The following is a 12472-nucleotide window of genomic DNA, read 5'->3' on the forward strand; positions in this document are numbered from 1 at the left end:
TCCGGCGACGGAGGAAGACGGCTCACTCCTGAAGATGGGGAACTGACGAAGGAAAGCCGTGTGCGGGAAATCCGCTTGCACGGTTTGGCGGGGAGTCCGGGGGAGTAATCCCCCGTCTTACCCTACTGTTAAGGAAATGATGCGCAGCCATTTCCTGTGGATATCCGGGGGAGCCGTCGTGGAGACGTTGGCGGATGTATCGGCGAGCGGGATCGTCTCGAGACCGTCCGGCGAGCTGCCGGGTCCCGTCGGCAGCTTGTGCCGGCTGCATGGGGACGTTCACGAGCTGACGTTCCGCGCCGCGATGGAGGGCAGCCGGGAGCTGCTGGCGGCGAACCGGCCGTGGCTGCCCCGGTTTTGGACGTCGTAGACGGTCCGGTGGCGGCGTACGACAGCCGGGTTTGAAGCGGGCCGTGCGGCTTCGTTATGATGGCTACGCTATGACGGCTATGGCGGCTTTGGCGGGCGAGCGAAGCGCCGGACGATATGATACACCGAAGCGCGGGGAGTGGAGCGGCAGCTCATCCGCAGGTGCAGTTCAGCACCGGCTTGCGGGCCGCCGCCGTTTCGTCCAGCCTGCGGACGGGCGTATCGTGAGGCGCCTCCAGCAGCAGCTCCGGCTGCTCCTCGGCTTCCCGGGCGATGCGGATCATCGTCTCGATAAACGCGTCGAGCGTTTCCTTGCTCTCCGTCTCCGTAGGCTCGATCATCAGGCATTCCTCGATGTTGAGCGGAAAATAAATCGTCGGAGGATGGTAGCCGAAGTCGAGCAGCCGTTTGGCGACGTCCAGCGTGCGCACGCCGTATTTCTTCAGAGCGCGCCCGGACATGACGAATTCATGCTTGCAGCTGCGCCCGGCATAAGGGATGTCGTAATGCGGGGCGAGCCGCTTCATCATGTAATTGGCGTTCAGCACGGCGCATTCGGACACCTCGCGCAGCCCCTCGGGGCCATACGAGCGGATGTAGGCGTAGGCGCGGACGAGAATGCCGAAGTTGCCGCAGAAGGCTTTGACTCTGCCGATCGATTCGGGGCGGTCCGCATCGAGATAATACGAGCCGTCGTCCCTCCGTGCGACGAGCGGCTTCGGCAAGTACGGCGCCAGCGTGCTCTTCACGCCGACCGGTCCTGCGCCGGGTCCGCCGCCGCCGTGCGGCGTGCTCATCGTCTTGTGCAGGTTCAGATGGACGACGTCGAAGCCCATGTCTCCCGGCCGCGCGATGCCCATAATCGCGTTGCAGTTGGCGCCGTCGTAATAGAGCAGGCCGCCGGCCTGATGAACAATCTCCGCAATCTCTTCGATATGCTCCTCGAACAGGCCGAGCGTGCTCGGATTGGTCAGCATCAAAGCGGCGGTATCCGGCCCGACGGCCGCACGCAGCGCGTCCAGATCGACGAGCCCCTCCGCGTTGGACGGGATCGTCACCGTCTGGAAGCCGGCGATGGCGGCGCTGGCCGGATTCGTCCCGTGCGACGAATCCGGAACGATGACCTTGCGGCGGGTCTCTCCGCGGCTCTCATGATAAGCGCGAATCATCATGAGGCCGGTCCATTCGCCGTGAGCGCCTGCGGCGGGCTGCAGCGTAACCTGGTCCATGCCGGTCAAGGCGGCCAAATCCCGCTGGAGCGTATACATCAGCTCCAGCGCCCCCTGGACGCTGGATTCCGGCTGGTAGGGGTGAATGAACGCAAACCCCGGAAGCCGGGCCGCATCCTCGTTGATTTTGGGATTGTATTTCATCGTGCACGAGCCGAGCGGATAGAAGCCGTTATCGACGCCGAAGTTGCGCCTCGACAGCTCGGTATAATGACGGATGACGTCCACTTCGTATACTTCGGGCAGTTCGGCCGGCTTGCTTCTTAGCATGGCGGCCGGAATGCACTCGCCGAGCTCGGCCTGCGGCACGTCGCACGGCGGCAGCGAATAAGCGATTCTCCCCGGCCGGCTCATCTCGAATATCAGCGCTTTGTCTTTGATCATAGGAGCTCCTCCAATCGCCCGGCGAAGTCGTCGATTTCGTCCCGGGTCCGTTTCTCGGTGACCGCGAGCAGCATGTGGCTCTGCAGCGCCCGGTCATAAGGCTCAAGATCGAGGCCGCCGATAAATCCGGCCTCCAGCAGCCGAAGGTTCAGCGCCGGAATATTCGTACCCGGCGGCAGCTTCAACGCGAACTCGTTGAAGAACGGGGCGGCGAACGGCATCGTCACGCCCGGTATCGCGGAGAGCCGCTTGGCGGCGTAATGCGCTTTGTGCACGTTCAGGGCCGCCGCCTCGCGGATGCCCGTCTTGCCCATGACGGACAAATAGACGGACGCGCACAAGGCGAGCAGCGCCTGATTGGAGCAGATGTTGGACGTCGCCTTGTCGCGCCGTATATGCTGCTCCCGCGCCTGCAGCGTCAGCACGAAGCCGCGCCTTCCGTCGCGGTCGGCGGTCTGGCCGACGATTCGCCCCGGGATGCGGCGCATCAGCGGCTCGGCGACGGCGAAGAAGCCGCAGGTCGGCCCCCCGAAGGAGGGGGCGATGCCGAGCGGCTGGGCGTCGCCGACGACGATATCGGCTCCGAGCTTGCCCGGAGCCTCAAGCAGCCCGAGCGCCAGCGGGTTCGCGCTGACGACGAGCAGCCCCTTCGAGCCGTGAACGATCGGCTCGACTGCGGCAATATCCTCCAGTCCGCCGAAGAAATTCGGCGACTGGAGGATGACGGCGGCCGTGGCGGAGGACACCGCCGCCCGCAGCTCGCCGAGATCGGTGACGCCCTCCGGGGTGTAACCGATCTCGGCGACGTCCAGCCCGAGCCCGCGCGCGGTCGTCCGCAGCACGTCTCGCGCCTCGGGATGGACGGTCCGCGAGACGACGAGCTGCTTGCGCTTCGCGGCGCCGCACGCCAGCGCTCCCGCCTCGGCCAGCGCGGTCGCGCCGTCGTACATGCTGGCGTTGGCGACGGCCATGCCCGTCAGCTCGCATATATACGACTGGAACTCGAAGATCGCCTGCAGCTCGCCTTGGCTGATCTCCGGCTGATAAGGCGTATACGCGGTATAGAACTCCGAGCGCGAGACGATATGGCGGATGACGGCCGGGATGTGATGGTCGTAAAGACCGGCGCCGAGGAAGCTGATCCGGCGGGAACTGTCCGCATTGCGATCGGCCAGCTCCTGCATATGCTTCATCAGCGACAGCTCATCCAGCGCTTCCGACATAGGCAGCGCGCCTTGGTAGCGGATCGATGCCGGGATGTCCCGGAACAAATCTTCGACGGATGCGGCGCCGATCGTGCGCAGCATATCGTCCCTGTCCTCATCTGTCATAGGCAAATAACGGTGCTTGCCGCTCATCGGCCTCAGGCTCCTTTTCTGTTTGAGATATACGGATGCCGATCCGCTGCTGCGGCGGACGGCGGGGACGGGCCGTCAAGAATCCGATTTCAACAGCGATTGGCAGATCAACTGGGCATCGCAGGGGACTTTTCTTCGCCCTTTCAGGCTCTGCGGTAAAAAGGCGTGCGGACAACCTCGGCTCTCAGCCGCTTGCCACGAATGTCCACCTGCAGCTCCGTTCCCGGCTCCGCATACGCCGCCGGAACCAAGGCGAGCCCGAGGCTTCGCTTCAATGTCGGCGACTGCGTGCCGGAGGTCACTTCGCCGATCCGGACATCGTCGTCGCAGACGGGATAATGCGCGCGGGGAATGCCGCGATCCCGCATTTCCAGGCCGACCAATCTGCGCGGAATGCCTTCGGCGAATTGGCGGCGAAGCGCATCGCGCCCGATAAAATCTCCCTTCGACCATTTGACGAAAGGCAGCAGTCCGGCCTCCAGCGGGCTGATCGAGGCCGACAGCTCTTGGCCGTACAAGGGCAGCGCGGCTTCAAAGCGCAGCGTATCGCGCGCGCCGAGTCCGGCCGGCAGCAGTCCGGCGGGCTCTCCGGCTTCAAGCAGGCGGCTCCACAAGCCGCAAGCCGAATCGGCGCCTACATAGAGCTCGAAGCCGTCTTCGCCGGTATAGCCGGTGCGCGACAGGAGGACGGGCAGGCCGCACACCTCCGTTTCTCCGATGAAATGAAACGGCTTCAGCTTATCGAGCGGCGCGTCCGTTACGGACTGAAGAATACGCTGCGCCTTCGGCCCTTGCAGCGACAGCAGCGCCGTAGCGTCGGAGCGGTTATCCAGCGTCACGTCCCCGATCAGATGCTCCTCCAGCCAATCGATATCCTTCTGCACATTCGCGGCGTTTACAACCAGCATGAACTGATCGGCAGACAGCCGGTACACGAGCAGATCGTCGACAACGCCGCCGTCCTCCTGGCACATCAGCGTATATTGCGCCTTGCCGTCGTGCAGGCGGGCGAGATCGTTGGTCGTCAACCGCTGCAGCATCGTTTCGGCGAATTGTCCGGTAACGTAAATTTCCCCCATATGGCTTACGTCGAAAAGCCCGGCCTGCTGTCTTACGGCGTCATGCTCCAGCTGAATGCCGTAATAATGGACGGGCAGCTCCCAGCCTCCGAAGTCGATGCGGCGCATTTCGGAAAAAGCCCGGTACTGCGGGAATAGCGGTGTTCTTTTGAGCCCTGCCATATGAATCACCCCTTATCCGGTTGTTGACAGGCGGGTCAGCCTGAAAAAGGACAGGTCGAAAAAGGCGGTGTATACAAACGGGTACGCATGTATACAAACGGTCCTTTTCGCTCTGTCCCTTGTACCTGAGAGTTACCTCGCGCGTTTTGTCCTAAGCCGGTTTTCGCGTCTGCGCGAGTTTCCCCTTGGGCGATCCCTTGCGCGAAGGCGAAGCCGTTCGCAGGGATTCTCTCCAGAGGCGCGTCCGGCAATGGTCCTTTTGCCTGAGAGATTCACCTGCTCCGCAGGCTTACTCCTTCGGCGTCGCTGAAGCCCCGGCTGCAGCAATCTCTCCCATTGCTTTCATTCGCATATTGATTCGCATATTGAATAGATAGCCTATGGTTCATCATATGATCGGGTAAGGCGGAAGTTGACGATAGTTCTGAAAAGTCCGACTATTTATCTGGGTGTATGTCCGTTATCCGGCCTGTTGCTTCCGGACGAGCCGGCGGGCGATACGATGGGCATGCTCGAACGGAACACCGAATACATTTCTTATACTACCATTATATGTAGGGAGAGTGGCTGCGATGAGTGAAGTCAGAGCGGATTTGGTTTATACCGGGGAGCATGAATGGGTGCGGAAGACAGGGGCGGCAACGGTAAAGATCGGCATAACGGATTTTGCCCAGCGGCAGCTCGGGGATATCGTGTTTGTCGAGCTTCCCGCAGCGGGGGAGGAGATCGAAGCCGACCAGGCGATCGGCACGATCGAGTCGGTGAAGACCGTCTCCGATCTGTTCAGCCCGGTCAACGGCAAGGTGCTGTCCGTCAACGAGGCGCTGCTGGACTCGCCGGAGCTGGTGAACCGGGAGCCTTACGACGCCGGATGGATAGTGGAGGTAGAGGTCGGCGGAGCGTTGGACGAAGCGCTGGCCGGTCTGCTCGCCCCCGAGCGGTATGAGGCTTATATCGCCGACGGCGATTAAACAACCGATCCGGGAGAGCGTAACGCTCCGGCGCTCCGGCGGCGAAGGCTTGCGGGCCGGTGAGCTTGCCCGGCAGGCGGCGGAACGGGCGAAGTCCGCCCGTTAATGAAACGGGCACCGCCGTAAGGAACCGGCCGGCGCATCCGCCTCTGCGCTTGCGCCGACCTCCGCAGCCGATTCGTTCCCATAAGGAACCGGCTGGTAGGAGAAAGCGGGCCTCAGCTCCTTATTCTCGTGGAAGTAGCGGTCCCAGATCGGCGTGGCGGCAGGGGACATCGGCGGGATCAACCACGACCACTTGCCGTTGACTGCGCGTCCGGCGTCCGCTTCCTGACGCTCGAAGCGCATGAATTGCTCCGAGGCCGTATGATGGTCGACGATGCTGACGCCCTTTAGCTTAAACGAATACAGCACGGCGGTGTTCAGCTCCACTAGCGCGCGGTCTTTCCATAGACCGGCCGGGTTCGAACGGTCCAGTCCCATCAGCTCGGCGATTCGGGGCAGCTGGTTGTACCGGCTTGCATCCGATAAATTGCGGGCGCCGATCTCCGTCCCCATATACCACCCGTTAAACGGCGCGGCCGTATATTTCACGCCGCCGACCTCCAGCAGCATGTCCGATATGCAGGGGAGCGCATACCATTTCAGTCCGAGCTCGGAGAATCGTTCCAGCTCAGGATGAACGAGCGGTACCTCCAATACCAGCTCGGGAGGCACCGGGTACCATTTCGGTTCGCGGTCTCCTATCGCAATGATGAGCGGCAGCACGTCGAACGGAGTGCCCCGGCCTCTCCAGCCGAGCCGCATACACTGCTTCGTGAAGGCGACGGAGGAAGGGTCGCCGACTATCCCTTGTCCGGTTTCGTATCCGGCATAGCGGATCAACTGGTGGTTCCATATCCGAATTCGGCGTTCCTCCGACTCCGGGGCGAACACGGTGATGGCCGGCCGGATGCGGCCTTTGTTCGTCGCGTATTCAATATGGCGGAATAGAGCCTCGGCTATGGCGTCTTCCGTCTCCAGATGCCGGGCGTCGAACAGCTCCAGCGAAGGCCAGAACAATCTGCCGATGCAGCGGCTGTTGTTGCGCCAAGCCAGTCTGGCGCCGTATTTTAATTCCTCTGCGGTCTGCCGGTAAGTGCCCGTCCGCTCCAGCGAGTCGGCGATTTCGGCGATGCGGCGCTCCGCCGTTTCTTGAGAGAGACCCGTTTCGGAGCTGTATTGTTGGATAAAGCCGGCGGCTTCCGCAAGCCGCTTCCGATGGTTATCTGTCATGCTGCGGTTCCTGCTTTCCATGCGTTCTGCTTATTCCGATGCTTCTACTATACTGCATTTGGGCTGCGCTGTTCCGCGCCATATTTGGCAATTTGACAACATTACGGACCGGCGATATGATGTATGGAAAATCGGCCTGCCAATAAGGGAGTGAGGGATTTGCCTCGCAATGTCGAGAGAGATCAGGAAGCGCGCAAAGAGCGATGCGAGCAAATTTTATCCGTAGCCGTGCAGTTGATTGCCCAAAAAGGGCTGGAGGCGACCAAAATTTCCGACATCGCCGCCAAAGTCGGGATTAGTCACGGGCTAGTTTATAATTATTTTCAATCCAAGGAGGAACTATTCGCCTCCCTTCTCAATAAAAACCTGGACAGCCTCCGGCATCATCTGGAGCAGGTAGTCAAGCTGCCGGGGCCCGCCCTGGAGAAGCTGACCGCACTCGTGGAAAATATGCTGCGCAACCAATGGGACGATGCGCTGTTCCATCAGATGTTCATCGATCAGATTTTGACCTCCGATAGTATCGGCGAGGAGTTGAAGCAGTCGGTGCGCGAACGCATTTCCGACAATTTGGATATTATCGCCGCGCTGTTCCGCGAAGGGCAGAAGGAAGGAAGCATTCTGGACGGAGATCCGCGTCAGCATTCGCTAGTCTTAATGTCCTGCATCCGCTCCGCTACATTATTCAAACGCCGGGAGCTGTATGTCAGATTCGATGCCCAGAGCATCCTTCGTTACTTTGTTGCAAGATAGCGGAGACGCGCTCCGGCGTTGACCCGGCGTCTTTCGAGCGGATATTTTTCTCCACACAGAATTCAAGCCTTAAAAGATAAAACCGGACGCTTTCCTTATGAGAGCCGCCGGCTTTTTTTTGTTTAGGAAATGATGCGCAGCAAAATCCTGTGGATATCCGGGGTCTCCCCCAGAGGAATGGTTAGACGCCGATCCAGCTTAGGCTTGATGCGGACGGAATAAGCTTCAGAGCATCACGTCACTACCCTGGAAATTACTCTTGGTACCCCATTTCCATTGTCTGTGGTGCCGCGTAGCGGCATGGATGGCTTTTGGGGGATTTGTTCTGCGGAGATTTGGTAATGTTTGAGTAAAGCCGTCTCACAACTTGACTTTGAGTCAATTTATATCGTAAAGTTTTAGAGTCACCCGTCGCATGGTTATAGAGAAAAGGATAGGAAGCTTACAGATAAGGGAGAGATCAATGCGATGAATTCCGTTTCAAGCCGCACATCCCCGCTCATTCTGCTGATGGCCAATATGTTCATTGCCATGCTGGGGATCGGTCTTATTATTCCCGTACTTCCGGAATTTCTTAAGGAGTTCGGAGCAGGAGGCAGCACGGCGGGCTATCTTGTCGCCGCATTCGGACTAACGCAGTTTCTGTGCTCGCCTATAGCCGGGGAGTGGTCGGATAAATACGGCCGCAAAGTGATGATTGTATCCGGACTTGTATTATTTACATTGTCCAACTTTATTTTCGCCGCAGCCTCCGAAGTTTGGATGCTTTACGCCTCCCGTTTGCTCGGAGGGATCGGAGCTGCATCGATGATTCCGTCTATCATGGCTTACATTGCCGACGTTACGACGGAAGAGAAGCGGGGCAAGGGCCTCGGGATGCTCGGCGCAGCAATGTCGCTGGGATTCGTTATCGGGCCGGGCATCGGCGGCTTTCTGGCTGAGCTCGGGCTGCGCACGCCGTTCTATGTATCCGCAGGCGTAGGCGCATTGGCGATGATCACTTCCTTGCTGCTGCTGCCGGAATCGCTGTCCGAGGAAGCGCGGATGGCCAACCGCGGCAAGGTGGTTCAAAAGGAAAGCTTGCTGAGCCAATTCGCCCAATCGTTCCGTGCGCCGTATTTTATTTATTTGCTGCTTATTTTTACGCTGACCTTCGGCTTGGCCAATTTCGAGGCGATTTTCCCGCTCTTCGTGGATAAGAAATATTCGTTCACTGCGCGCGACATTTCGATTTTAATTACGGTCGGAGCTTTGGTCGGCGCCGTGATTCAAGCTGTGGTGATCGACAAGCTGATCCGCCGCTTCGGCGAGAGAACGCTTATTAATACGACCTTTTTATTGTCTGCCGTATCGCTGATTTTGATGCTGCTGTCGGGCAATTTTTGGTACATTTTGCTCGTAACGCTGTTCTTCTTCACGCTGACGTCCATTATGCGCCCGGCGATCAACACGCTGTTGTCCAAAATGGCCGGAGAAGAGCAGGGCTTCGTCGCGGGGATGAACAATGCTTACATGAGCCTCGGGAATATTTTCGGTCCCGCTCTGGCCGGAATTTTATACGATATTCATCTGGATATTCCGTATATTTTCGGTGCGGTGATCTTGCTGGGCAGCTTTATGCTGTCGATGTATTTCGGCAGAAAGACTGCAGCCGGTGCGCCAGGAACGAGAGAAGTTCCGTCCGCCGTGCAAAAATCATGGCACTAATGAAACTAGCAGCCCTCCTGTCCTTAATAAGGATGACGGAGGGTTTTTTGCTGCTTGGGAAGAGGTCCGTCCGCTTATATAATCAGGCTGGTCGTGTTCTTTTTTTGGCGGGACTCGGCGAGGAGCTGCTCGCAGGCTGCCAGGCGATCAAATAAAAGCCTTGACACAAAAATAGGTCGGGGCTAAAATGAAAAAACATAGTTTTTTTCACAGCTTTAAACCGACTAATTCGATATGATTTATAAATTAACTCTTTCAGCAGAGAAAAAGAAGAAAAACAACTGATTCCAGCGCATTTTCGCGATCTGGATGGGTCGAATTTATATAAAAAATGTCGAAACAGTCAATTTTGAATTGATTTTTCATTCTAATTCCTACTCATTGAGTGAGATTTAATAGTAAGGGAGCACGATTATCCATGAGACACGAGAAGAAGCATTTGAAAATCGGCGTTTTCCTGGCGGGGACCGGACATCATGTAGCCTCCTGGCGCCATCCGAAGGCGCAGGCCGACGGCAGCATCAATCTGGACTATTTCAAGGAGCTGGCAAAGACGGCGGAGCGGGGCAAGCTCGATATGCTGTTTTTGGCGGACAGCCTGTCCATCACAGCGGATTCTCACCCGAACGTACTCGCCCGGTTCGAGCCGTTCACCCTGCTTGCTTCGCTCGCGGGAGTGACCAGCAAGATCGGACTCGCGGCGACGGCTTCTACCACATACAGCGAACCGTTCCATGTAGCGCGCCAGTTCGCTTCGCTCGATCATATCAGCGGCGGCCGGGCGGCCTGGAACGTCGTGACCTCGTCCATCGAGCTGACGGCGCTGAACTTCACGAAGGAAGAGCATCTTGAGCACAGCCAGCGCTATAAGCGCGCGGAAGAGTTCGTGGAAGTGGTCAAAGGCTTATGGGACTCGTGGGAAGAAGGCGCGTTAATCCGCGATAAAGAAGCCGGCGTCTACTTCGAGCCGGACAAGCTGCACGAGCTGAACCATAAGGGCGAATTTTTCTCGGTTCGCGGCCCGCTCAATGTGCCGAGACCGCCGCAGGGGCATCCGGTCATCATTCAGGCAGGCTCGTCCGAGCCCGGCCAGCATTTGGCTGCCAGAACGGCGGAGCTGATCTTTACGACGCAGAACAATTTGAAGGACGCGCAGGCTTTCTATGAGAGCGTGAAGAGCAAGGTCGTCTCTTACGGCCGCGCTCCGGAAGACGTCGGCATCATGCCGGGAATTTTCCCGATTTTGGGCGAGACGGAAGAAGAGGCGAAGGCCAAATACCAGGAGCTTCAAGATTTGATCATTCCTTCGGTCGGCCTGAAAATTTTGTCCGGGTATCTCGGCGGCTTCGACCTGAGCCAATATCCGCTCGACGGTCCTGTGCCCGATCTGGATCAATTGGAGGTCAACGCGGTCAAGAGCCGCTTCCAGCTGATTAAAGATATGGTGAAGCGTGACAATCTGACGATCCGTCAGCTCTATCAATATATCGCGGGCTCCCGCGGACATCATATTTTCGTAGGAACGCCTGTCCAGCTCGCCGATAAAATGGAAGAATGGTTTACGCAGGGCGCATGCGACGGCTTCAATCTGATGCCGCCGCTGCTGCCGGAAGGACTGGAGCTGTTCGTCGACAAGGTGGTTCCGATTTTGCAGGAGAGAGGTTTGTTCCGGACCGAATACGAGGGCAGCACGCTGAGGGATCATCTGGGTCTGGAGGCGCCTGTCAACCGGTATCAATAAGTAAGCCGCATTGCTGGATATTCATAGGAAACGGCGGCGACAACGCGAGGTGCATATAACGTGACGCAACAATTCAGATTAGCGACCGAAGAGGATGCAGCGGAACTGCTGGATGTATCCTTACGAGCTTACGAGCCGATTCGTCAGCTTGGCATCCATTTTGCGGCGGCAACGGCGGATTTGGAGACGGTCAAGAAAAATATTCGCAACAATGCCTGCTACGTGCTCGTAGACGACGGCAAAATCATTGCTACGGTATCCGTTCGGATGCCGTGGGGACCGCAGCCGGGACCTGCCGGCCTGCCGCATATTTGGTGGTTTGCCGTCGACCCTGCGGTAGGGAAGAAGGGGATCGGCACGACCTTGCTCGAGTGGGTCGAGCAAACGGTCATCCGCGACACGCTGAAAGCTCCGGGCGTGACGCTCGGCACTGCGGACAAGCATCCGTGGCTGATTGACATGTACGAGCGCAAAGGGTACGAACGGATCGGCGAGAAAGATTTGGGCAAAGGGCATATTACCGTATTCATGCGTAAAATATTGCGTCCCGACTTGCTGCAAGACAAACAATAAGAGAACCTAAGGGGAGACAAACGAACGATGAAACATACAGGAAAAGCATGGATTGCGCTGCTGATGATGACGGTACTGCTGGTATTGTCCGCATGCGGCACGAAAGGTCAGGAAGCGGCTCCCGCGGCCGGCGGCGGTTCCGCTACCGCGGCTCAGGAGCAGAAGGTGCTGCGCGTCGGCGCAACCGGACAAAGCTATCCTTATGCATACAAGGAAGACGACAAGCTGCAAGGCTTTGACGTCGAAGTGGTGGAAGCGGTCGCCAAGAAGCTCGGATACAAGGTCGAATGGCAGCTGACGGAATTCAGCGGCGTGATGGCGCAGCTGGAGCTCGGCAAGCTGGACACGGTATCGAACCAGGTCGCCATTACTCCGGAACGTAAGGAGAAATACGATTTTACGCAAACCTACGCTTACGCGGGCTCGCAAGTCGTCGTTAAGGACACGAACAACGAGATTCATTCCGTTGCCGATCTGAAAGGCAAAACCGTTGCCGTCGTGCTTGGCTCCAACCATGCGAAAAACCTGGAGAAGCAAGATCCGGACAAGCAAATCAAAATCAAAACCTATGAATCGCAAGAAGGCACGATGAACGATGTCGCTTATGGCCGCGTCGACGCCTATGTGAACAGCCGCAACGTGCTGCTGGCGCAAATTAAGAAGAACAAGCTGCCGCTCAAGCTGGCCGGCGAGCCGTTCGTCTACGAAGAAGTCGGCTTCCCGTTCGCCAAAGACGAGAAGCATGCGAAGATCCGCGAAGAGTTTAACAAAGCTCTGGACGAGCTGCGCCAAGACGGCACGCTCAAAACATTGTCCGAAAAATATTTTGACGAAGACGTCACAGTGAAAAAAGCAAACTAACAGTTAGGCG

The 12472-nt window shown here is 58.0% G+C and carries 11 protein-coding genes and 2 riboswitches; of the genes, 7 read left to right on the plus strand and 4 right to left on the minus strand.

Translation table 11 applies throughout. The features are described 5' to 3' along the window. Nucleotides 1-178: 178 nt before the first annotated feature. The gene (locus tag N0M98_RS31080) at nucleotides 179-370 is read left to right on the plus strand and encodes a hypothetical protein (protein ID WP_259620203.1); all 192 of its coding nucleotides are present in this window, start codon (nucleotides 179-181) and stop codon (nucleotides 368-370) included. A 151-nt stretch (nucleotides 371-521) separates the two neighbouring features. Here the strand turns inward: N0M98_RS31080 and gcvPB are convergent, their stop codons facing one another. From gcvPB to gcvT, 3 genes are all read right to left on the minus strand, one after another. Then, nucleotides 522-1982, minus strand: coding sequence for an aminomethyl-transferring glycine dehydrogenase subunit GcvPB (gcvPB, locus tag N0M98_RS31085; protein ID WP_259620204.1), 1461 nt, complete (start codon nucleotides 1980-1982; stop codon nucleotides 522-524). Continuing rightward, nucleotides 1979-3340 carry an aminomethyl-transferring glycine dehydrogenase subunit GcvPA gene (gcvPA, locus tag N0M98_RS31090; protein WP_259620205.1) on the minus strand — a complete coding sequence of 454 codons (1362 nt, stop codon included), beginning with the start codon at nucleotides 3338-3340 and terminating at the stop codon, nucleotides 1979-1981. The genes gcvPB and gcvPA overlap by 4 nt, the downstream gene beginning before the upstream one ends. A 143-nt stretch (nucleotides 3341-3483) precedes the next feature. After that, complete coding sequence (gcvT, locus tag N0M98_RS31095; RefSeq protein ID WP_259620206.1) at nucleotides 3484-4581, minus strand: glycine cleavage system aminomethyltransferase GcvT; 1098 nt, start codon at nucleotides 4579-4581, stop codon at nucleotides 3484-3486. 110 nt (nucleotides 4582-4691) lie between these two features. Further along, nucleotides 4692-4819, minus strand: a riboswitch (glycine riboswitch). A 3-nt stretch (nucleotides 4820-4822) separates the two neighbouring features. Continuing rightward, a riboswitch (glycine riboswitch) is annotated at nucleotides 4823-4927 on the minus strand. A gap of 226 nt (nucleotides 4928-5153) precedes the next feature. Here gcvT and gcvH point away from each other — a divergent pair. Then, on the plus strand, nucleotides 5154-5552 hold the full coding sequence (gene gcvH, locus N0M98_RS31100) for a glycine cleavage system protein GcvH (RefSeq protein ID WP_249864390.1): 399 nt from the start codon (nucleotides 5154-5156) through the stop codon (nucleotides 5550-5552). 102 nt (nucleotides 5553-5654) lie between these two features. Here the strand turns inward: gcvH and N0M98_RS31105 are convergent, their stop codons facing one another. Continuing rightward, nucleotides 5655-6827 carry a nitric oxide synthase oxygenase gene (locus N0M98_RS31105; protein WP_249864389.1) on the minus strand — a complete coding sequence of 391 codons (1173 nt, stop codon included), beginning with the start codon at nucleotides 6825-6827 and terminating at the stop codon, nucleotides 5655-5657. Nucleotides 6828-6950: 123 nt separating this feature from the next. Between N0M98_RS31105 and N0M98_RS31110 the strand changes: the two genes are divergently transcribed. From N0M98_RS31110 to N0M98_RS31130, 5 genes are all read left to right on the plus strand, one after another. Continuing rightward, the gene (locus N0M98_RS31110) at nucleotides 6951-7580 is read left to right on the plus strand and encodes a TetR/AcrR family transcriptional regulator (RefSeq protein ID WP_259620207.1); all 630 of its coding nucleotides are present in this window, start codon (nucleotides 6951-6953) and stop codon (nucleotides 7578-7580) included. 468 nt (nucleotides 7581-8048) lie between these two features. Continuing rightward, entirely contained in the window at nucleotides 8049-9287 is a 1239-nt protein-coding gene (locus N0M98_RS31115; RefSeq protein ID WP_249864386.1) for an MFS transporter, read from the plus strand. A gap of 418 nt (nucleotides 9288-9705) precedes the next feature. Continuing rightward, nucleotides 9706-11028: an LLM class flavin-dependent oxidoreductase gene (locus N0M98_RS31120; RefSeq protein ID WP_259620208.1), complete on the plus strand. Its 1323-nt coding sequence runs from the start codon at nucleotides 9706-9708 to the stop codon at nucleotides 11026-11028. A 60-nt stretch (nucleotides 11029-11088) separates the two neighbouring features. Then, on the plus strand, nucleotides 11089-11601 hold the full coding sequence (locus tag N0M98_RS31125; protein ID WP_259620209.1) for an S-(2-succino)cysteine N-acetyltransferase: 513 nt from the start codon (nucleotides 11089-11091) through the stop codon (nucleotides 11599-11601). Between the two features lie 27 nt (nucleotides 11602-11628). After that, a complete protein-coding gene (locus N0M98_RS31130) occupies nucleotides 11629-12462 on the plus strand; it encodes an amino acid ABC transporter substrate-binding protein (protein ID WP_249864383.1) in 834 nt (277 codons plus the stop codon). The last annotated feature ends 10 nt before the right edge of the window (nucleotides 12463-12472 follow it).

The sequence above is a fragment of the Paenibacillus doosanensis genome, assembly GCF_025060755.1.
Lineage (GTDB): Bacteria > Bacillota > Bacilli > Paenibacillales > NBRC-103111 > Paenibacillus_S > Paenibacillus_S doosanensis.